Consider the following 18,495-nt stretch of genomic DNA (forward strand, 5'->3'; position numbering starts at 1 on the left):
ATGCATGAGCCAATCCCCCAAGATCGGTGCATTGGCGGTTGTTCTGCATCAGGACAAGGTACTTCTGGTTCAGCGCAGCAAACAGCCGGACAAGGGCCTGTGGGGGTTCCCCGGCGGCCACGTAGAGTGGGGTGAAACCGTTCTGCAGGCGGCGCAGCGCGAGTTGCGGGAAGAAACCTCGGTGATTGCGGAACCGTCTCATTACCTGAGAAATCTGGATCTGCTGCGTCACGACAAGGCGGGGCAGGTTTTGTCCCATTACCTGTTGGTCGGTGTTGCCTGCCGCTATCGCTCCGGCACACCACAAGCTGGTGACGACGCGCTGGATGCCCGCTGGTTTGCCATCGAGCAGATACGCCGGGGCGACCTGCCGATGAGCGCGCGGGTCATCGACCTTTTGGAACACGCGATCCGCGCGGATCAGGCATCGGCCGATCTTGTCAGCCGCCCATAAAGCAAACCTGACAGGATCACGCTCAGGACCACGATCAGAATTGCCCCGGCCAGGAATGCACCCAACCCCATTCGCAGCACCGCAATGCCATCTCCACCCGCATAGAGGCCTTGCAGCACGCCAAGCGGTGCGCCTGTAACCGCGGGCCAAATCATCGTCAGGCCGAACCAAACAGCCAAAGCGGCCCCGGTTGCCGCCAGCGCCCCCCGAACCACCCGGTCAGGTGCCCGCGCGGCACGGCGCATGGCTGTCATAGGACGCGCCACATCATTGAGGATCGCCAACAGGGCAGGCACCAGGATCAGAACCAGCAACATCCCGAACCCAAGCCCGTAAACCAGCGTGATCACGGTCGGCTTCAGGAATTGCGCCTGTTGCGATCCCTCATAGAGCAGCGGCGCAAGCCCAAGAACCGTTGTCAGAGTGGTCAGCATCACGGGACGCAACCTGTCTGCGGTACCTTCGACAATGGACGGAACCAGACCACGGTCTTTTTGATACGCATCTATCGTCGTCACCAGAACGATCGAGTCGTTGATGATGATCCCCGTCATGCCCAGCAACCCGACCACCGTGAACATGCTGAGCGGCACATCCCAGATGTAGTGGCCCCAGATTGCACCAACGAGGCCAAAGGGTATGATTGCCATGACAACCACTGGCCGTGTCCAGCTGGCGAACACCCAGGCCAGAACAAGGTAGATACCTGTCAGGCACAGGATCAAACCGGTGCGGGCTTCGGCAAGGAATTCATTTTCCTGTTCGCTCAGGCCCGACATGCGCCACTTGACTTGCCGTTCGGCAGCGATATTCGGCAGGATTTCTTCCTGCATCGCCCGTTCGATTTCAGCCGCGCGTGCCGGATCATCCTCGGAGATGTCGCCATAGACCGAAACAACTCTCAGGCCGTTTTCGCGCCGAACCGTCGAGAAACCGGACTCACGCTCGACCGAAACGATGTCGGCCAGCGGGACGTAAACCCCATCAGGAGACCGCATGAGCGTACGCTCGAGGAAATCTGCCGTCAGTTCGCCTTCAGGAAGTTCCACACGGATCTCGGCACTGCGTGGCCCGTCCGGGAAAGTTGCCGCTTCGATACCGTTCAGGCGATTGCGCAGGGCGCGACCAAGCGTTTCAATCCGGAAACCCAGCGCCTCTCCCTGTGCAGTCAGGTCAATAAGAAACTCTTCCTTGTCATATGTCAAAGTGTCCTCAAGCGCCGAGACTTCGGGAAGCTTCGACAGCGCAGTTTGCAGATCTTCTGATGCGGCTTTCAGGACATTTACGTCCGAACCATAAAATTGCACATCGATAGCATCGCCGCCGGGGCCGGACCGCCAACCACGGAAGCTGATCACTTCGACCTTGGGGTGACGCGGTACGAAATCCTGTAGCTCACCCACAAACTCAAAACTCGAATATGGGCGCAAATCGGCGTCGATCAATTCAATCGAAATGCCTCCCAGCACACTGCCGTCCTTGCCGTCAGCCGCAGCAAGCGCACGCCCGGCATTGCCGCCGACCTCGGCCAGGACATAGTCGATCGGATTGCGCCCATGACGCTCTTCGTAGATCTGGCCCAGGTCATTGACCGCCTGTTGCAGAAGGCGCATCATTTCCAGCGTATCCGATCGCGTCGAACCTTCGCGCATGATAAAGCCGCCGGTCACGGAACTTCGCTCTGGTGCATTGAAAAAACGCCAATTCACGTCGCCGCGAATGAACAGTGCTACCTGGCTGGCCAGTACCGCGATCATCAGCGCCACGACCACGTAGCGCGCCCATATCACCCAGGCGATCAAGGGACGGAACAGGTGATCCCGAACCCAACGGAAACCACGATTGACGACCCGGTTGGGCAAGTCATACCAGTGTTCCTTGGCCGAATGCGCGATGGCGTGTGCCATGTGATTGGGAAGGATCAGAAAGCACTCGACCAACGAAGCGATCAAAACGGCGATCACCGTAAAGGGAATGTCGCGGATCAATTCTCCGAATCGTCCGCCCACCAGGGTCAGACCGAAAAACGCGATTACCGTCGTGACAGTCGCAGCCAGAACCGGCATGGCCATCCGCCGCGCCGCACGTTCCGCAGCCACAACGGGCGGCTCACCCAAACGCCGGGCGCGGAAATCCGCGTGTTCCCCCACCACGATAGCGTCATCAACCACGATGCCCAGCGTGATGATCAGGCCGAACAGCGAGACCATGTTCAGCGACAAGCCCCCTAGATACATCAATGCGATTGCGGCCGACATCGCCACGGGGATACCCGCCGCAACCCAGAAGGCGATGCGCGCGTTGAGGAACAAGAACAGCAGACAGACGACAAGGCCAAGACCCATCAACCCGTTGTTGACCAGAATGTTCAATCGGTCGGTTATGGCCTGGGCGCGGGTGCGGATCAGCTCAATCTTCACACCTTCGGGCAAGCTGGCCTGCATTTCGCGGGCAACATCTTCGACCGTGTGCTGGATGTCTATCGCATCGCCCAGATTTGACCGGTCGACCCGGATGGACATGGCCGGATCGTCGCCGACGAAATAACTGCGATGCCGTGTGACACCTTCGACCCGAATCCTGGCAATATCACCGACCTTCAGCTTAGACCCGTTGGCAAAGGTCCGCAGCGCGATGTCTTCGATCTGTTCCGGGGTCCGCTTTTCGGTTCCGGCCCGGATGCGCGCACCTGCGCCCTCAACCTCACCAGCGGGATCGGTGCTGACCTCGGCCGCAATCGCCGACGCGATCTCTTCCATGGTGATGTCATTGGCGATCAATTGCGCCGTGGTGATTTCGACAATGATCTGAGGCGCGGCAATGCCCCTGATTTCGGTTCGCGTAACCCCTGCCGAAAACAAACGGTTGATGAACTCATCCGTCAGCTTCGCCAGTTGATTGGTGTCGGTGGGGCCACTGATAACGACATCCGTTACCCGATCCCGCCAAGCGCCGCGTCGAATTTCAGGTTCTTCCGAGCCTTCGGGCAGATCCATCACACCGTCTATCGCGGTCCGGACGTCTTCGACCGCGCGGGACATGTCCCAGTTCGGCTCGAACTCCAGTCTGACGCGGGTCCAACCTGGGTGTGAGCTGGCCTCGGTACTGGTTACCCCTTCAACGGCCAGCAGCGCAGGTTCCAACAACTGCACGATACCTGCATCCATGTCCTCGGGGCCTGCACCTTCCCACGAGACGGTGACATCAACCCGTTCCAGAATGACATCCGGAAAGAACTGCGCCCGCATGTTCGGGATAGCCGCTGCACCCAGAACCAGCATCACCAGCAGCAGCAAATTGGCGACCGTCCGGTGCCGTGTGAAATAGCTGAGAAGGCCACCCGCTGCGCCAGGTATCTCGCGCATCATGACGCTCAGCCCCCGGCCTTGGTTTCAATGCGCCGCACCAGAGATGAAGGGACGCGCGCTTCCCGCAACTGACCGAGAACCTGAGTTTTCTCATCCTGAGGCATGGTTTCGCTGGCCTCGACCCGGGCCACGAGTTCAGCGCGTTTCGCATCTGACAGTTCGACCATACCCGGGTCTGCCCCGGCCTCAAGCCGCAAGGGCCGCACCCGCACGCCAGATCCAAGCAACGGCGTGCGCCCGATCACAACCTCGCGCCCTTCCAACCCGTCGCCCCGCAGCAAAACCTCGTCACCCTGTCTGCGGACAAGCTGCACCGGCAAGCTTTCCAGGCGGTCATCCGCACCCAGCACCAGAACCGTTCCCGATGCGTCCAATGCCGAAGACGGCAAGCGGAACACATTGGCAAGCGGTTGTTCCTGAACCGAGACGGTGACGAAATCTTCGGGCTTGAAACCGGATGCCTCTTGCAGACGCGCATAGATCAGTCGTCCGGTCTGACCCTCGCCCGCAGAGCCGCTGTCGCGGCTGATATGACCAGTCGCGGTCAGATCGGTGCCCGTCACCTCAAGCGAAACCGTGACCGGTGCGTTGATCAGCCTGTCATTCTCGTCCAACAGACGTACATATTGTGCCGTCGACACCCGGAACGCCACTTCAAGAGCGTTTGGATCAACCAGTTCAGCCAGTTTTTCATTCGCCGACACCAACCGCCCTTCCACAAGCGTCACATCGGTCAGCGTACCGCTGAATCCGGCCCGAATGGTCATATCGTCAAGATCGCGTTCGGCTGCCTCCAAGGCGATCACCGCCCGCGCCAACAACGTCGTTGCCTGATCGACGCGGGATTCAGCCTGTGCAAGCGCGATACGGCGCGCCAGCACAGCCTGTTGTGCCGAAGCAGCCGCCAGTTCCGCCTCTTCCACGCTGGCGGCGGCGCCTACCCCTCGGGACTCCAGATCGCGTTGCCGTTGCAGCGCCCGTTCCCGCAGTTCGGCTTGCGCCTCGGCCGATTTCAATTCGTCCTGCGCCAGCAGCAAAGACCGTTCGGCATCACGTTCTTCGAATTGTGCGTCCAATAAATCGGACTTGGCCCGATCCAGCGCGGATTGGGCATCCGCCGGATCCAGTTCAACCAGAACTTCCCCGGCAGTCACCGTTCCGCCATCCACAAAATCCTCTGCCAGGGCGACAACGCGGCCACCCAGTGCCGCGCGCAATTCAAGTCTGCGCCGGCTCTGGACCTCTCCGAATGCTTCGAGATATGGGATTACGGTTTCCGCTTCGGCCTGACGTACGGCAACCGCAAAAACCCGTTCGCGGGCGGCGGGCGCCTGGTCCTCACGCGTCAGGACGTCCTGAACGGCACCCATGATGATCTGCGCGGCAATAAACAGCAGAGCAAGCGTCAGGAACGCCAGAAAGATACCGACAAGACTCTGCCGTAGAAATCGCATCAAACAGTTACCCCGGTTGCACCAAGCTGCCGTCCACAACATGTAGCCGGATCACGAATTATGCCAAGCCACAAAGCGGTTATACGGAATTGAACGTACGACCAGTCTACTTCCGTCGCAGATGTTCGTCCAATCTGGGCATTATTTCCACAAAATTGCAGGGGCGATGCCGGTAATCGAACTGTTTTTCCAATATCCAATCCCACGCATCCTTGCAGGCCCCCGGGCTGCCGGGCAATGCAAAAAGGTATGTTCCCCCCGCAACCCCCCCGGTTGCACGGGACTGCACCGCCGAAGTGCCGATTTTCTCCATCGAAATCATGGTAAAGACAGTACCGAATGCGTCGATCTCTTTTTCGTACACGTCCCGATGCGCCTCGACCGTCACGTCCCGCCCGGTCAGACCCGTTCCACCGGTCGAGATCACGACATCGATCTGCTCATCCGCCACCCATGCCCGCAACTGGTCGGCGATCTGGTCGCGCTCATCCCGGATGATCTGGCGATCCGCAACCACATGGCCCGCTTTTTCGATCCGGTCCACCAATGTCTGCCCCGAGCGATCTTCGTCCAACGATCGGGTGTCCGAAACGGTCAGAACGGCAATTCTGACGGGGATGAACTGCTTGGTTTCGTCAATGCGCGACATCTTGCGTCAGGCCCTTTCCATCATGACAAGCCGGATCGCGAGGGCGGAAAAAATACCCCCTGTGACCCAACCAATAATACGCGAGGCGCGCGGGTTGCCGATCAGCACCTTGCCTGCCCCGCCGGCAAAAATTCCGACCAGCCCGTTCACCAAGAACCCGCCAAACGCGATGATCAGCCCAAAGATCAGAAACTGCACCAGAACCGATCCCGCGGTCGGGTCGACGAATTGCGGTATGAACGCCAGCACGAACAGAATGACCTTGGGATTGGTCAGGTTGACCAACATCCCATCCCGAAAGGCCATGCGCGTCGACCGCATAGGCGCATCCCCTGTCGAAGCGCCGTTCCGGACCGCTCCCCAAGCCAGATACATCAGGTAAGCGGCACCCATCCAGCGGATCACTTCGAAAAGCCAGGGCAGCGCCGACACCGCAGCGCCCAGCCCAAGCCCTGCCAGCAGCACGTGAATCATCGAACCCACGGACACGCCGGCGCTTGCCGATACCGAAGGCCACGCCCCGGATCGCAGCCCTTGGCCAAAGCAGAACATCATATCAGCACCGGGCGTCAGGTTCAGTGCCAGTGCCGCTGGAACAAAGACCAGCAAAGTCTGGAATTCGATCACGCATCCACCTCAAACCAACTTGGCATCGGGCCCAGATTGGCCAAATGCGTTCGCCCCAAGGACCCGCGATAGCCCCAGCTTTCATGCACATGACCGAAGAACGCAAATCCCGGCTGAAGGCGTTCCACCGCATCCCGTATGGCAGTCGATCCGACCGAAAGGCCTTGCGATGTCTGATCCCCATACCCTTTGGGCGGAGAATGAACGATCAGGAGATCAGCCGTTTCACACCGGTCGAGCATCTCGGTCGCCTCACCTTCCGTGAGGTCACAGGACCAGTCTCCGAACGGAGTAGGTGGTACGCCGTAGCCAAGACCAAACAAGCGCAAGCCGTCTATGGTCATGCCAGACCCATGCAGGACATGAACACCGTCCGGGGCCGCATTGCCCAGCTCTTCTGCACTTTCCGCGTTTCCCGGGATCAGGACCAGCGGGGCCGAAATGCCGGACAGCATCTGCATCGCCTCGTCCAGCCCCTGACGCGAATTGCAATAATCACCGGCACCGATGACAAGATCAGCCTCGGTGCTGGCGGCAACAAGATCGGCTGCCCGGTTGCGCGCCATGTGCAGATCAGAGAATGCCAGAACTTTCATGTTGCACCTCGCAGCCGCGCTTTCAGTTCCAGCAGATCCGCCCAGGCCTGCCGTTTCATCTGCGGTTGTCGCAGCAGGTAAGCCGGGTGGAACATCGGGATCACCGGCAGATCCATTGCCTGATCCCATTTGCCGCGCAGGCGGGTGATGCCGCGTTTGCCCAGCACCGCCTGACAGCTGATATTGCCCATCACAACCAGAACCTCGGGTCTGGCCAGGGCCACATGGCGTTCCAGAAACGGCTTCATCATCCCGATCTCTTCGGGTTTGGGGTCGCGGTTCTGCGGGGGGCGCCATGGCAGCACATTGGTGATATAGACGTTCTCGCGACGATCCAGATCAATTGCCGCCAGCATCCGGTCCAGCAACTGACCCGCTCGGCCGACAAAGGGTTTGCCCTCGCGGTCCTCATCGCGACCCGGCGCCTCGCCGATGATCATCACGCGCGCGCCGGGGGTCCCGTCGGCAAAGACCAACTGCCGCGCTCCGCGCTTGAGCTCGCAATGCTCGAACGCGTCCATCGCTGCGCGCAGCTGATCCAGCGATCCCGCGCCCAGTGCTGCGGATCCTGCGATTGCTACCGGGTCCAAATCGCTGGGCTTAGCCGGGGCGGCGGGGGGCGTTTCCGGTTTCCTGGGTTTGGCCGTGGTGTCGGGCAACGCGTACCGGTCAACCGGCGCATCACCGATTGCCTCGGTCACACCCAGTTCGATCTGCCATTCCAGCAGCGCCCGCGCAGAGTAATAGTCCAAGCCCGATTCCATAGGGATAACTTACCCGCCTGAGGGCTGAGGGAAAGCGAATAGGGCTTGATCGGTCGCTCTGTCGCGCCGACCATCGGCATGCGATGCTCAGATTTCTGCGATTCCTCATCATTGGATTAGTGCTGGTTGTCACCGATGATCCGGCATGGGCCACATTTCATGACAAACACGGGCAGTGCCGTGCGGGTCAGTTCAAATGTGGCAGCACATGTTGTTCAGGCGGGCAAAGATGCAGTTTTGATGGCCATTGCATTCCACTGGGCGGCACCTATTGCGGCGGCGGGCGCAGTTGCGGTCCGTTCGAACGCTGCGTTGCCGGTGGACTCAGATGTGCGCCCGCAGGCCTGAACAAATGCGCATCACGGCTGGATTGTCCGGGCGACAGTTTCTGCAATGGCCGTGGCGAGTGTGAACGAAGCGCACCGGAACTGGATACGACGCCACCGACCACATGCGCTGATGGCAGAACCTGCGCGCGCGGTTCGGCCTGCCTGCCCGGCGGGGGCTGCTCGCGTCCGGGGTGGTTCCTGTGCGAGGAAACCGGATCACAATGCCGCCCCGGTTTCAAATGCTCGGCGCATCAAGGCTGCGTACCGATCAAGGCCATCGACTGCGGTTATGGCAAATGGTGCAAGCCGGGCGAGCAATGCCTGCCCGACGGCGGCTGCGAAAAACTGCCTGAGGGTACGGAACCTTAGGTTGCCTTGCGCCGCCCGGCTTCCTATAAGCGGCGCGATTGTCAGACAGGAGCCCGCCCATGCGTTTCGCCCATCGTCACCTTCTTGGCATCGAGCATCTGTCGCAATCCGATATCACCGACATTCTGGATCTGGCCGAGACCTATGTCGACATGAACCGCCAGTCGACCAAGCATTCCGACGTTCTGTCGGGGCTGACCCAGATCAACATGTTCTTCGAAAACTCGACCCGCACGCAGGCCAGTTTCGAACTGGCGGGCAAGCGTCTGGGTGCGGATGTGATGAACATGGCGATGCAGGCCAGCTCGATCAAAAAGGGCGAGACCCTGATCGACACCGCGATGACGCTGAACGCGATGCACCCGGATCTTCTGGTGGTGCGGCACCCGCATTCCGGCGCAGTCGATCTGCTGGCGCAAAAGGTCAATTGCGCCGTTCTGAACGCCGGTGACGGCAAGCATGAACACCCCACGCAAGCCCTGCTGGACGCCCTGACCATCCGTCGCGCCAAGGGCCGCCTGCACCGGCTGAACATTGCCATTTGCGGCGATGTCGCCCATTCCCGCGTCGCGCGATCGAACCTGATCCTGCTGGGCAAGATGGAAAACCGCATCCGCCTGATTGGCCCGCCGACGCTGGTGCCCGCGCAATTCGCCGAGTTCGGGGCCGAGATCTATGACGACATGAACGAGGGCCTCAAGGACGTTGACGTCGTCATGATGCTGCGCCTTCAGAAAGAGAGGATGGATGGCGGGTTCATCCCCTCGGAACGCGAATATTACCACCGCTACGGGCTGGACGCCGCAAAGCTGGCGCAGGCCAAGTCGGACGCGATCGTGATGCATCCCGGCCCGATGAACCGCGGGGTCGAGATCGACGGCACGTTGGCGGACGACATCAACCGATCCGTCATTCAGGAACAGGTGGAAATGGGCGTCGCCGTCCGCATGGCCGCGATGGATCTGCTGGCCCGCAACCTGCGCGAGGCCGTATGAGCGATCTGACCGTCGCCCCCCACGAACGCGGCGTTCTGCGCCTGTTCACGCTGGACATGCGCCCGGAAGAGGCGAAGTTCCTGCGCGAACCGGGTGCCGCCGATCAGGTGCTTGGGGTCGACGGGCTGGACCCCAGCCATATCGATATTTTCCCGGTCTCCGACCTCGAAGAGCTCGGCCTGTACGGCTACCTGACCGAGGGCTGCGGCGTGTCTTCGGATCAGCTGGACCGGAACGCTTTGGCCTCTGTCGACGGTTGGGTCATGGTCCTGCGCAGCGCGGCTTTCAACGGACACCCGGCGACGCTGAACCCCGATCCGCGCCTGCGCCTGATCGGCCTGTTCACGGAAGAGGCCACGAACTGGACTGGGGGGATCATCGAAACCAAAAGCGCCAAACCCTTTTCCGCCCCGCAAACCGTCACAGCGGGTGACACCCCCCGCCGCGTCGGATCGGCCATTCTGGCACTGGTCGCGCTTTTGGTCATCGGAGGCATCTTATGGTTGATCCTGTGATCTTCGCCCCGGACAAAGGGGCCTATATCCGCACAAATGCATGGCTGGCTGCTGTTGCCATGGCCGGTGCAATGGCCGTGCTGTGGCTGATCGGCAATCCTTACGTCTGGACCGGAGCCCCAGCTGGCCTGGCCGCCATCGGCATACGCGCGTGGTATCTGGCCTCGGAAGAACTGGACTCGAATTGGCAATTGTCAGACACCGCGCTGACCGGTCCCGGCGGACGCAGCGTGCCGCTGAACCAGATCACCGCCGTGAATATCATGGGCAGCTTCGTCCAGGTCGTCACCAAAAGCGGCGACAAGCATCTGATCAAATACCAGTCGGACCCGGCCGCCACCAAAGCCGCGATTGAAAGGGCCATTCCATGACCACCCTGATCTTCACCAACGCCCTCCTGATCGACCCTGAAACCGGCACGGACAGTCCCGGCTGGTTGCACATTGCCGACGGCCTCATTCACGGCAAGGGCAACGGCGACGCGCCCGTTGCTGACGCCCAGGTCATCGACTGCGGGGGCAAGTGCCTCGCCCCAGGCATCGTCGATATCGGCGTCAAGGTGTGTGAGCCGGGCGAACGGCACAAGGAAAGCTACAAATCCGCAGGCCTCGCTGCCGCAGCCGGTGGTGTCACCACCATTGTCACCCGCCCGGATACACTGCCCGCGGTCGATACGCCAGAAACGCTGGAATTCGCGACCCGGCGCGCGCAGGCGGATGCGCCGGTCAACGTGCTGCCGATGGCCGCGCTGACCAAGGGGCGCGAAGGGCGTGAGATGACGGAAATCGGATTCTTGCAGGACGCAGGCGCCGTGGCCTTTACCGATTGCGATCACGTCATCACCAATACCAAGGTGTTTTCCCGCGCACTGACCTATGCAAAATCCTGCGGCGCGCTGGTGATTGCCCACCCGCAAGATCCGGGCCTGAGCCATGGCGCCGCGGCCACCAGCGGCAAATTCGCCGCCCTGCGCGGATTGTCTGCGGTCTCGCCCATGGCCGAGCGCATGGGGCTGGACCGTGACATCGCGCTGTTGGAAATGACGGGCGCGGCCTATCACGCCGACCAGATCACCACCGCCCGCGCCCTGCCCGCGCTGGAACGGGCCAAGCGCAACGGGCTGGACATCACTGCCGGCACCTCGATCCATCATCTGACGTTGAACGAGTTGGACGTGGCCGACTATCGCACCTTTTTCAAGGTCAAGCCTCCGCTGCGGTCCGAAGATGACCGGCAGACGGTGATCGAGGCGGTGCGCACCGGCCTGATCGACACGATCAGTTCGATGCACACGCCGCAGGACGAAGAAAGCAAACGCCTGCCGTTTGAAGAGGCCGCCTCGGGCGCGGTGGCGCTGGAAACGCTCTTGCCGGCGGCATTGCGCCTGTATCATGCCGACCAGTTGGACCTGCCGACCCTGTTCCGGGCGATGGCATTGAACCCGGCCAAACGGCTTGGTCTGGAAAGCGGCCGATTGTCGGAAGGCGCACCGGCGGATCTGGTTCTGTTCGACCCGGATGTGCCTTTTGTGCTTGATCGCTTTGCCTTAAAATCCAAATCTCAGAACACGCCATTTGACGGCCAGCGGATGCAAGGTAAGGTCATTTCGACCTATGTTGCAGGTAAAGAAGTGTTCCGGAGTTCCTGATGCCCCCGATCGACAACTCGACCAGCGAACTGCTCCAATGGGCGGTGGTTGGATATCTCTTGGGCTCCATTCCCTTCGGCCTGCTGCTTGCAAAGGTCATGGGGCTGGGAAATCTGCGCGAAATCGGATCCGGAAATATCGGCGCAACCAATGTCCTGCGCACCGGCAACAAAGCCGCCGCGGCGCTGACCTTGCTGTTCGACGCGGCCAAGGGCGCGGCGGCGGTTCTGATTGCCCGTGCTTATGCCGGAGAAGACGCCGCGCAGATCGCAGCCCTTTTTGCCTTTCTGGGTCATTGCTTTCCCATCTGGCTGGGTTTCAAGGGCGGAAAAGGCGTGGCGACCTTTCTGGGACTCTGGCTGGCGCTGGACTGGCGCGTCGGAGTTGCGTGCTGTCTCAGCTGGCTGGTGGCGGCGGCGATCTGGCGGATATCCTCGGTCGGCGCACTGGCCGCGGCCGCGCTTTCAACGACCTGGGTGCTGGTTCTGACAAACGGACAATCCTTTATCCTTGGGATTATCCTGACCCTTCTGATCTATTGGCGTCACAGCACCAACGTCGCACGGATCAAGGCCGGGACTGAACCGAAAATCGGAAAATCGTGACACCGCCGGACGCTTTCGTTTCCGCGTTTTTCGCACTGCCCGAGGGCAGGTTTGCCGGTACATCGCGGGAACCGGCGCTATGTCGTCGTGCGCCAACAGTTGGCAGAGGGGAAATCCCACAAGCTGGTTGCGCACGAACTGGGCGGCACCGACTATATCAGCATGAACCTGTATCAAACACGCATCAGCGGCGCGCTGCTGAGACCTTGTGAAATGGCGGCCAGCAAAGTCATCGCGTTTGTTCTGGATTTTGAACCGGACGCGTAATGTCAGGCCTGCATTTTTGAACAGACGTTCCTCTCTGACGCACAATCACGATTCATTGTTTTGAACGTGATCCGCCTGCTTCCCAGATCGCTGTCGTGACGGTCAATTACGGGCCACACAGGACAACAATCCGGGGCCTTCGATCCGCACACAGACGAGGCTCCTTTCACGAAAGGTGGAACAATGAACAAGTTTAAATCTCTGATCGGTGGCGTCGCTCTGTCCGTTGCACTGGCAACATCCGCTCTGGCCGCTGGAGTGGACATCAACGCAAGCTCGACCGGTCTGGCCATGCAGGGTTATGACCCGGTTGCCTATTTCACCGTCGGTGAAGCGACCAAAGGCGACTATCGCATCACCGCGCTGCACGACGATGCGCTGTACCGTTTCTCGTCCGAGGAAAACAAAGCCGCCTTTGAAGCCAACCCGGAAGCTTACCTGCCTGCCTATGGCGGCTATTGTGCCTTTGGTACAGCCATGGGCTTCAAGTTCGACGGTGACCCGAACCACTGGAAAATCGTCGACAACAAACTGTACCTGAACTTGTCGGAAGACATCCAGGAACGCTGGGAAGGCGACATCCCGGGCTTTATCGAAAGCGCAAGTGCAAACTGGGAAAACATCGCGGACAAGACCCCTGCTGAATTGCAAAAGCAATAATCCGCCTAAATCTTCAGATGTGTCGGCGGCGGAATGTTCCGCCGCCGCATATCGTTTGAAGACCTCTCATCTCTACCTATCTCATCCGTATCAGAAGTGCCCGATTTCAAAGGCCCCCGGCGTGTCTTTTCACGTTTCAGAGGTGAAATTCGGGCAGCGGTTCGTAGGTATCACTGATCCGATGACGTTGGCGGATCGTAATCGTCTGCATAGGTGAACAGAATTTCACTGGAGCAGAGTGACAATCGAAAGGAAATGAGATGACTTTGAAATTGGCTCTCATCACTACTGTCGCAACCGTGGTCGCGGGATCGGCAATGGCACAATCCTCGGGCAACTGGACCGGGTTTTATGGCGGTCTGCAACTGGGTTATGCCGATGTAGACACCAGCCTGTCCGGTGTCGATGGCGATGGCGTGATCGGTGGTATCATCCTGGGCTACGACTATGATCTGGGCGACTGGGTCGTTGGCGGCGGATTTGACTATGACTGGACTGACGTGGGCCTGTCCGGCGCCGCAACTGTCGAAGATGTCTGGCGGCTGAAAGCGCGCGCCGGCTACAAGGTAAACCCGCAAGGTCTGCTGTACGGCACGGCAGGCTACGCCGAAGCGGGCACCGACACCCTAGGCAGTGATGACGGGTGGTTCATCGGCGCAGGCTATGAACAGATCGTGGCCCCAAATGTCAGCATTGGCGGAGAGCTGCTGTACCACGAATTCAATAACTTCAACGGAAGCAATGTGGATGTCGACGCAACCACATTGCAGGTTCGTGTCTCTTACCGCTTCTGAACGGCACTCAGGATCAAGTTTGACCCGGCCTGACAGGCCGGGTTTCGCGTCAAAGGTCCAGAATCGTACTGCCGGTCGTCTGCCGCGCTTCCAACGCGCCATGTGCGTCGGCCACCTGATCCAGCGCAAAGCGCTGATCGATGTGGATCTTGACCTCTCTGCCCTCGACCTTGCCGAACAAGCGGCGCGCCATTGCCTGACAGACGGAGTGGTCCGCAATATGGGTGAACAAAGTGGGGCGGGTGATCTTGAGCGATCCTTTCTGGCCCAGAACAGCGATATCGAATGGCGGCACCGGCCCTGAGGCGTTGCCGAAGGAAATCATCATTCCCAAGGGTTTCAGGCAGTTCAACGATCCTTCGAACGTGTCCGCCCCCACGGAATCCATGACCACATCCACACCCTTGCCTTTGGTGATCTCGGCCACCCGTTCGGCGAAATTCTCAGAGCGGTAGTTGATGCAATGCGCGGCCCCGTTGAACCGGGCGAGGCTGCATTTCTCGTCGGTTCCCGCCGTGCCAATCAGAGTGATCCCTTCTGACTTCGCCCATTGGCAGGCGATCAGTCCGACCCCACCCGCCGCTGCGTGGAACAGCACCGTATCCCCGCGTTTCAGCGGAGTGGTTCGGTGAAACAGGTATTCAACCGTCAAACCCTTCAACATCATTGCCGCAGCAGCTTCGAAAGAGATGCCATCCGGCAAAGGGCACACCTGTGCCGCAGGCATTACTCGGGCCTCGCAATACGCGCCGGGTGGGGCTGCGGCATACGCGGCCCGTTGACCGGGTTTCAGGTGCGTTACCCCTTCCCCGACGGCCTCGACGACACCCGCCGCTTCCATCCCCAAAGCATGAGGGAGCTCCAGGGGGTACAATCCAGTGCGTTGATAAACATCGATAAAGTTTAGACCGCAGGCATGATGACGGATACGTATTTCACCCGGTCCGGGGTCGCCCAATGGCCTGTCTTCGATCCGCAGAACCTCGGGCCCGCCGAATTCGTGCAATACCACCGTTTTCGCTGTTGTCTGCATCCTGACCTCCTCTTGCCTGACATCAAGCTAACATGACTGCGATGCGGAGCAATCGTCAGATATCAGAGTGTTGATCAGGATTCCGCCAAACTGTGCTATACTGCGATCAGGCGTTGTCGGCTGGTCCGGCCACGGACAACTTAATGCCGGATCCATTCCGCGGCGCAAATCTCGCCAGGAAAGGGGATGAAAATGGCTAAAACAATCGGAAATCCGATCAGTTGGGCAGCCCAGAATCTGGGGGCGGCCAGTGATCATGTCTCGGACAGCGTTTCAAAACTCGGAAGCGCAGATACCACGCATTTGCCGATGGTGCAGACATTGACGATGCAAGATCTGCGCGCCTGTCTGAAGGCGGGGTATCACGACTTTGTCGAAACACGGGCGGATGCCATATTCATTGTGCTGATCTACCCGATTGCGGGGCTTTTGATGTTCGGCTTTGCCCTGAACGTCAACATGGTGCCACTTCTGGCGCCTCTGGTCGCCGGTTTTGCCTTGATCGGTCCAGTCGCAGCTGTGGGGCTGTATGAGATCAGCCGCAAACGAGAACAAGGCAGCACGGTGCATTGGTTGGATGCGTTCGGTGTATTCCGCTCTCCGGCTTTCGGCGCAATTCTGGTTTTGGGCTTCTATCTGGTGATGCTTCTGCTGATCTGGCTGATGGTGGCGCAGAGCATTTACACGCATACAATGGGGCCAGAAGCCCCCGCGTCACTTGGCACTTTTGCCAAGCAGGCCGTCACTACGGTTGCCGGCTGGACCATGATGGTAGTCGGACTCGCCGTTGGGTTCGTGTTCGCTCTTTGCGCTCTGGCGATCAGCGTTGTCAGCTTTCCGTTGCTTCTGGACCGGCAAGTCGGATTGCCGGTGGCGGTCGTGACATCGTTTCGCGTGTTGCGTCACAACCCCGGCGTCATCTTGACCTGGGGGTTCATCGTGGCGGCCCTTCTGTTTCTGGGCGCCCTGCCGATGCTGTTGGGCCTGATCATAGTGATGCCGGTTCTGGGCCATGCCACATGGCACCTGTACCGCCGCGCGGTTGCGTGAACGCGCGGGTCTGCCCCGCGCGCGCGGAGTTCAGCCCGCCACGTTCAGGACGATCTTGCCAATATGGCCCGAGCTTTCCATGCGTGCATGGGCGGCCGCAGCCTCGGCCAGATCAAATTCGCTGTCCATGACAGGCGCAACCTTGCCAGCCTCAAGCAGAGGCCAGACAGCTTCGCGCAGGTCCTGTGCAATCCGGGCCTTGGCCAGATCGCTTTGCGGGCGCAGGGTGCTGCCGGTCAGGGTCAGGCGCTTGACCATCATCAGGGCAAAGTTCAGCTCGACCACCGGGCCTTGCAGAAACGCGATCTGGACCAGCCGCCCATCCTCGGCCAGAGCTTTGACGTTGCGCGGGATATAGTCGCCTCCGACCATGTCGAGGATCAGGTTTGCCCCGCCTTCGGCCCGTATGACGGCCACAAAATCCTCATCGCGGTAGTTGATCGCCCTTTCCGCACCCAGCTTGACGCAAGCCTGACATTTTTCATCCGACCCTGCGGTGGCAAAAACGCGGGCGCCAAAGGCATTGGCCAACTGGATGGCCGTCGTGCCAATCCCGCTCGAGCCGCCATGGACCAGAAATCGTTCACCGGCCTTCAGCCCGCCCCGCGTAAATACATTGGACCACACGGTGAAAAAGGTCTCGGGCAGGCAGGCCGCCTCTTTCATTCCCATGCCGGCAGGAACCGGTAGGCAATGGGCCGCAGGGGTGGCGACATATTCGGCATAGCCGCCGCCCGGCAGCAACGCGCAGACCTGATCCCCAACGGACAGTCCTTCGACCCCGGCCCCGACCGAGACCACTTCGCCCGAAGCCTCAAGCCCCGGCAGGTCGCTGGCACCGGGCGGCGGATCGTAAGCGCCCGCACGCTGCAACGCGTCCGGCCGGTTCACCCCGGCATAGGCCACTTTCAGAACGACCTGCCCCGCACCCGGTTCAGGAATCGGTCGCTCGGTCAGTTGCAAAACATCGGGACCACCCGGTTCGGTGATCTCAACAGCGCGCATCATCTGGGTCATAGGCACCTCCTTTGCCCAATGCCTAGCAGGCATCAGGGCCAAGGCCCAGCATCAAGACGCGCTACTTTCGGGGGTTCAGCATTCCCGGAAGATCGGCCCGCATTTTGACCGGAGCCTTCACCTGACCCGCCAGCCAGTTCGGAACCGCCAGAAACGGTTTCAACACCGGGTTGTCGCGCAACTGCGCCTTGAGCTTTTCAAACTCCATGACATTTGCGATCCGGCGATCCAGAAACTCCCACGTGTTCTGATGATCCGGGCTGTCATCACCCAGCCAGAACAGCAGGGTCGAGGAATAGACACCCGACAAAGTGGCCCGCTTCGTGTACCAGTTCACATCATCCGAGCTGTCGCCCAGCGCATCCCAGATCAGATCGCAGGTCTGCCAAACCGCCTTGGCACCGTCGGCCGCATGGGTTGGCAGGGAAAACAGCGTCATGCCCCGGCGCACCAGTTCTTTGTCCTCGACGGCCTGCAACCGGAACCGAACCGCTGCGGCAATCCTGTCGCGGAATTTCAGTTCGCTCAGGTCCTCGGACCTGATGCGGTCCAGCATCGCCTGATCCCCGCGCGCGTGGTAGGCCAGCGCCAAATCCACCGCGCCGCGCGGACAAATCGCGCGCGCCAGACCGTCATCCAGACCACAGTCGGAAATGGAGGCGCGGAAACTGGATTCCGACCACCCATCGAAGGGAACATGGATCAGCATCGCATCCAAAAGCTGCTGTTTTGCATCTTCATATGTGGTCGTCATGGCGGTTCTCCGGTTGTCGGACCCAGTACTAGACAAGTTAGAGCGGCTTTGCTATACGGCCAACTCCTGCAATTTCCTTGCAACTCTATCTAGAAAGGTGGTGACAACCACATGCAGGTTAGTGTTCGCGACAACAACGTCGATCAGGCGCTTCGTGCCCTGAAGAAAAAGCTGCAGCGCGAAGGCGTGTTCCGTGAAATGAAGCTGAAGCAACATTTCGAGAAACCGTCCGAGAAGAAAGCGCGCGAGAAGGCTGAAGCGATCCGTCGTGCCCGTAAACTGGCACGTAAGAAAGCACAGCGCGAAGGTCTGCTCTAAGACTTTCCTCGTCCAGCTTTGGATGACACTATTTGACGACCCCCGAGGCATCGCCCGGGGGTTTGTCGTTTCGGCGATCGGTTTCAATCCGCCGACTCGTGGTGCCGGCTGTGCGACAAGCCGCCATTTCCTCACCAGCAACATTTTGCCCGGCATTTTGCAGCGCAGCGAATCCCGCATCGGTAGCATCGCGTTGCCAAAACTCGCCTGAAGTGAACCGCCCCCTACC

Annotated in this window: 22 protein-coding genes; 13 read left to right on the plus strand and 9 right to left on the minus strand. The window is 60.1% G+C overall.

Translation table 11 applies throughout. The features are described from left to right. Positions 1–4 precede the first annotated feature (4 nt). Positions 5–454 carry an NUDIX hydrolase gene (locus GS614_RS16605; RefSeq protein WP_171229821.1) on the plus strand — a complete coding sequence of 150 codons (450 nt, stop codon included), beginning with the start codon at positions 5–7 and terminating at the stop codon, positions 452–454. On the opposite strand, the gene GS614_RS16610 is transcribed toward GS614_RS16605, so the two are convergent. The 6 genes from GS614_RS16610 to GS614_RS16635 all read right to left on the minus strand — a co-directional run bounded on the left by GS614_RS16610 (position 421) and on the right by GS614_RS16635 (position 7,912). After that, positions 421–3,822, minus strand: a complete 3,402-nt coding sequence (locus tag GS614_RS16610) for an efflux RND transporter permease subunit (RefSeq protein ID WP_171726827.1) — start codon at positions 3,820–3,822, stop codon at positions 421–423. The two genes, GS614_RS16605 and GS614_RS16610, sit on opposite strands and share 34 nt — an antisense overlap. A gap of 5 nt (positions 3,823–3,827) precedes the next feature. Next, positions 3,828–5,276, minus strand: coding sequence for an efflux RND transporter periplasmic adaptor subunit (locus GS614_RS16615; RefSeq protein WP_152456777.1), 1,449 nt, complete (start codon positions 5,274–5,276; stop codon positions 3,828–3,830). Positions 5,277–5,382: 106 nt separating this feature from the next. Further along, positions 5,383–5,925, minus strand: coding sequence for a molybdenum cofactor biosynthesis protein B (moaB, locus tag GS614_RS16620; RefSeq protein WP_171726828.1), 543 nt, complete (start codon positions 5,923–5,925; stop codon positions 5,383–5,385). Between the two features lie 6 nt (positions 5,926–5,931). Next, a complete protein-coding gene (locus GS614_RS16625) occupies positions 5,932–6,552 on the minus strand; it encodes a LysE family transporter (protein ID WP_171331394.1) in 621 nt (206 codons plus the stop codon). Continuing rightward, the gene (locus GS614_RS16630) at positions 6,549–7,148 is read right to left on the minus strand and encodes a metallophosphoesterase (RefSeq protein ID WP_171331395.1); all 600 of its coding nucleotides are present in this window, start codon (positions 7,146–7,148) and stop codon (positions 6,549–6,551) included. The genes GS614_RS16625 and GS614_RS16630 overlap by 4 nt, the downstream gene beginning before the upstream one ends. Next, positions 7,145–7,912 (minus strand): uracil-DNA glycosylase family protein, encoded by a 768-nt coding sequence (locus GS614_RS16635; RefSeq protein WP_171726829.1) that lies wholly within the window; start codon positions 7,910–7,912, stop codon positions 7,145–7,147. The genes GS614_RS16630 and GS614_RS16635 overlap by 4 nt, the downstream gene beginning before the upstream one ends. A gap of 83 nt (positions 7,913–7,995) precedes the next feature. On the opposite strand from GS614_RS16635, the gene GS614_RS16640 reads away from it, so the two are divergent. The 9 genes from GS614_RS16640 (at position 7,996) to GS614_RS16680 (ending at position 14,094) form a co-directional block, all read left to right on the plus strand. Then, positions 7,996–8,610 carry a scavenger receptor class F, member 2 gene (locus tag GS614_RS16640; protein ID WP_171171233.1) on the plus strand — a complete coding sequence of 205 codons (615 nt, stop codon included), beginning with the start codon at positions 7,996–7,998 and terminating at the stop codon, positions 8,608–8,610. A 59-nt stretch (positions 8,611–8,669) separates the two neighbouring features. After that, complete coding sequence (locus tag GS614_RS16645; protein WP_171119750.1) at positions 8,670–9,605, plus strand: aspartate carbamoyltransferase catalytic subunit; 936 nt, start codon at positions 8,670–8,672, stop codon at positions 9,603–9,605. Continuing rightward, positions 9,602–10,120, plus strand: coding sequence for a hypothetical protein (locus tag GS614_RS16650; protein WP_171726830.1), 519 nt, complete (start codon positions 9,602–9,604; stop codon positions 10,118–10,120). The genes GS614_RS16645 and GS614_RS16650 overlap by 4 nt, the downstream gene beginning before the upstream one ends. Continuing rightward, the gene (locus tag GS614_RS16655) at positions 10,105–10,491 is read left to right on the plus strand and encodes a hypothetical protein (protein WP_171726831.1); all 387 of its coding nucleotides are present in this window, start codon (positions 10,105–10,107) and stop codon (positions 10,489–10,491) included. Before GS614_RS16650 ends, GS614_RS16655 begins: the two co-directional genes overlap by 16 nt. Continuing rightward, positions 10,488–11,768 (plus strand): dihydroorotase, encoded by a 1,281-nt coding sequence (pyrC, locus tag GS614_RS16660; protein ID WP_171726832.1) that lies wholly within the window; start codon positions 10,488–10,490, stop codon positions 11,766–11,768. The genes GS614_RS16655 and pyrC overlap by 4 nt, the downstream gene beginning before the upstream one ends. After that, a complete protein-coding gene (plsY, locus tag GS614_RS16665) occupies positions 11,768–12,373 on the plus strand; it encodes a glycerol-3-phosphate 1-O-acyltransferase PlsY (protein ID WP_171206089.1) in 606 nt (201 codons plus the stop codon). The genes pyrC and plsY overlap by 1 nt, the downstream gene beginning before the upstream one ends. Before the next feature lie 51 nt (positions 12,374–12,424). Further along, on the plus strand, positions 12,425–12,640 hold the full coding sequence (locus GS614_RS16670) for a hypothetical protein (protein ID WP_371809410.1): 216 nt from the start codon (positions 12,425–12,427) through the stop codon (positions 12,638–12,640). A gap of 183 nt (positions 12,641–12,823) precedes the next feature. Continuing rightward, complete coding sequence (locus GS614_RS16675) at positions 12,824–13,300, plus strand: YHS domain-containing (seleno)protein (protein ID WP_171119757.1); 477 nt, start codon at positions 12,824–12,826, stop codon at positions 13,298–13,300. Positions 13,301–13,560: 260 nt separating this feature from the next. Further along, on the plus strand, positions 13,561–14,094 hold the full coding sequence (locus GS614_RS16680; protein WP_171171245.1) for an outer membrane protein: 534 nt from the start codon (positions 13,561–13,563) through the stop codon (positions 14,092–14,094). 49 nt (positions 14,095–14,143) lie between these two features. Here the strand turns inward: GS614_RS16680 and GS614_RS16685 are convergent, their stop codons facing one another. Further along, on the minus strand, positions 14,144–15,127 hold the full coding sequence (locus GS614_RS16685) for a quinone oxidoreductase (RefSeq protein WP_171726833.1): 984 nt from the start codon (positions 15,125–15,127) through the stop codon (positions 14,144–14,146). A 192-nt stretch (positions 15,128–15,319) separates the two neighbouring features. Here GS614_RS16685 and GS614_RS16690 point away from each other — a divergent pair, with 192 nt between their 5' ends. Then, on the plus strand, positions 15,320–16,177 hold the full coding sequence (locus GS614_RS16690) for a DUF2189 domain-containing protein (RefSeq protein ID WP_171206093.1): 858 nt from the start codon (positions 15,320–15,322) through the stop codon (positions 16,175–16,177). A 30-nt stretch (positions 16,178–16,207) separates the two neighbouring features. Here GS614_RS16690 and GS614_RS16695 read toward each other — a convergent pair whose 3' ends face one another. Continuing rightward, positions 16,208–17,194, minus strand: coding sequence for an NAD(P)H-quinone oxidoreductase (locus GS614_RS16695; protein WP_171119761.1), 987 nt, complete (start codon positions 17,192–17,194; stop codon positions 16,208–16,210). Positions 17,195–17,255: 61 nt separating this feature from the next. After that, positions 17,256–17,948: a COQ9 family protein gene (locus GS614_RS16700; RefSeq protein ID WP_171206094.1), complete on the minus strand. Its 693-nt coding sequence runs from the start codon at positions 17,946–17,948 to the stop codon at positions 17,256–17,258. Positions 17,949–18,059: 111 nt separating this feature from the next. Here GS614_RS16700 and rpsU point away from each other — a divergent pair, with 111 nt between their 5' ends. Next, entirely contained in the window at positions 18,060–18,266 is a 207-nt protein-coding gene (gene rpsU, locus GS614_RS16705) for a 30S ribosomal protein S21 (protein WP_005614280.1), read from the plus strand. A gap of 22 nt (positions 18,267–18,288) precedes the next feature. Continuing rightward, positions 18,289–18,477, plus strand: a complete 189-nt coding sequence (locus tag GS614_RS16710) for a hypothetical protein (RefSeq protein ID WP_171726834.1) — start codon at positions 18,289–18,291, stop codon at positions 18,475–18,477. Positions 18,478–18,495: the final 18 nt, after the last annotated feature.

Origin of the sequence: Ruegeria sp. HKCCD6604, assembly GCF_013110635.1 — a bacterium.
Taxonomy (GTDB): Bacteria; Pseudomonadota; Alphaproteobacteria; order Rhodobacterales; family Rhodobacteraceae; genus Ruegeria.

Bases quoted from the DNA above. Each gene is read 5' to 3' on its own strand.
- plsY (WP_171206089.1), top strand. From the start codon at position 11,768: ATGCCCCCGATCGACAACTCGACCAGCGAACTGCTCCAATGGGCGGTG.
- GS614_RS16605 (WP_171229821.1), top strand. From the start codon at position 5: ATGAGCCAATCCCCCAAGATCGGTGCATTGGCGGTTGTTCTGCATCAG.
- GS614_RS16610 (WP_171726827.1), bottom strand. From the start codon at position 3,822: ATGATGCGCGAGATACCTGGCGCAGCGGGTGGCCTTCTCAGCTATTTC.
- GS614_RS16630 (WP_171331395.1), bottom strand. From the start codon at position 7,148: ATGAAAGTTCTGGCATTCTCTGATCTGCACATGGCGCGCAACCGGGCA.
- rpsU (WP_005614280.1), top strand. From the start codon at position 18,060: ATGCAGGTTAGTGTTCGCGACAACAACGTCGATCAGGCGCTTCGTGCC.
- GS614_RS16615 (WP_152456777.1), bottom strand. From the start codon at position 5,276: ATGCGATTTCTACGGCAGAGTCTTGTCGGTATCTTTCTGGCGTTCCTG.
- moaB (WP_171726828.1), bottom strand. From the start codon at position 5,925: ATGTCGCGCATTGACGAAACCAAGCAGTTCATCCCCGTCAGAATTGCC.
- GS614_RS16635 (WP_171726829.1), bottom strand. From the start codon at position 7,912: ATGGAATCGGGCTTGGACTATTACTCTGCGCGGGCGCTGCTGGAATGG.
- GS614_RS16685 (WP_171726833.1), bottom strand. From the start codon at position 15,127: ATGCAGACAACAGCGAAAACGGTGGTATTGCACGAATTCGGCGGGCCC.
- GS614_RS16680 (WP_171171245.1), top strand. From the start codon at position 13,561: ATGACTTTGAAATTGGCTCTCATCACTACTGTCGCAACCGTGGTCGCG.
- GS614_RS16710 (WP_171726834.1), top strand. From the start codon at position 18,289: ATGACACTATTTGACGACCCCCGAGGCATCGCCCGGGGGTTTGTCGTT.
- pyrC (WP_171726832.1), top strand. From the start codon at position 10,488: ATGACCACCCTGATCTTCACCAACGCCCTCCTGATCGACCCTGAAACC.
- GS614_RS16690 (WP_171206093.1), top strand. From the start codon at position 15,320: ATGGCTAAAACAATCGGAAATCCGATCAGTTGGGCAGCCCAGAATCTG.
- GS614_RS16675 (WP_171119757.1), top strand. From the start codon at position 12,824: ATGAACAAGTTTAAATCTCTGATCGGTGGCGTCGCTCTGTCCGTTGCA.
- GS614_RS16700 (WP_171206094.1), bottom strand. From the start codon at position 17,948: ATGACGACCACATATGAAGATGCAAAACAGCAGCTTTTGGATGCGATG.
- GS614_RS16655 (WP_171726831.1), top strand. From the start codon at position 10,105: ATGGTTGATCCTGTGATCTTCGCCCCGGACAAAGGGGCCTATATCCGC.
- GS614_RS16640 (WP_171171233.1), top strand. From the start codon at position 7,996: ATGCTCAGATTTCTGCGATTCCTCATCATTGGATTAGTGCTGGTTGTC.
- GS614_RS16645 (WP_171119750.1), top strand. From the start codon at position 8,670: ATGCGTTTCGCCCATCGTCACCTTCTTGGCATCGAGCATCTGTCGCAA.
- GS614_RS16650 (WP_171726830.1), top strand. From the start codon at position 9,602: ATGAGCGATCTGACCGTCGCCCCCCACGAACGCGGCGTTCTGCGCCTG.
- GS614_RS16695 (WP_171119761.1), bottom strand. From the start codon at position 17,194: ATGACCCAGATGATGCGCGCTGTTGAGATCACCGAACCGGGTGGTCCC.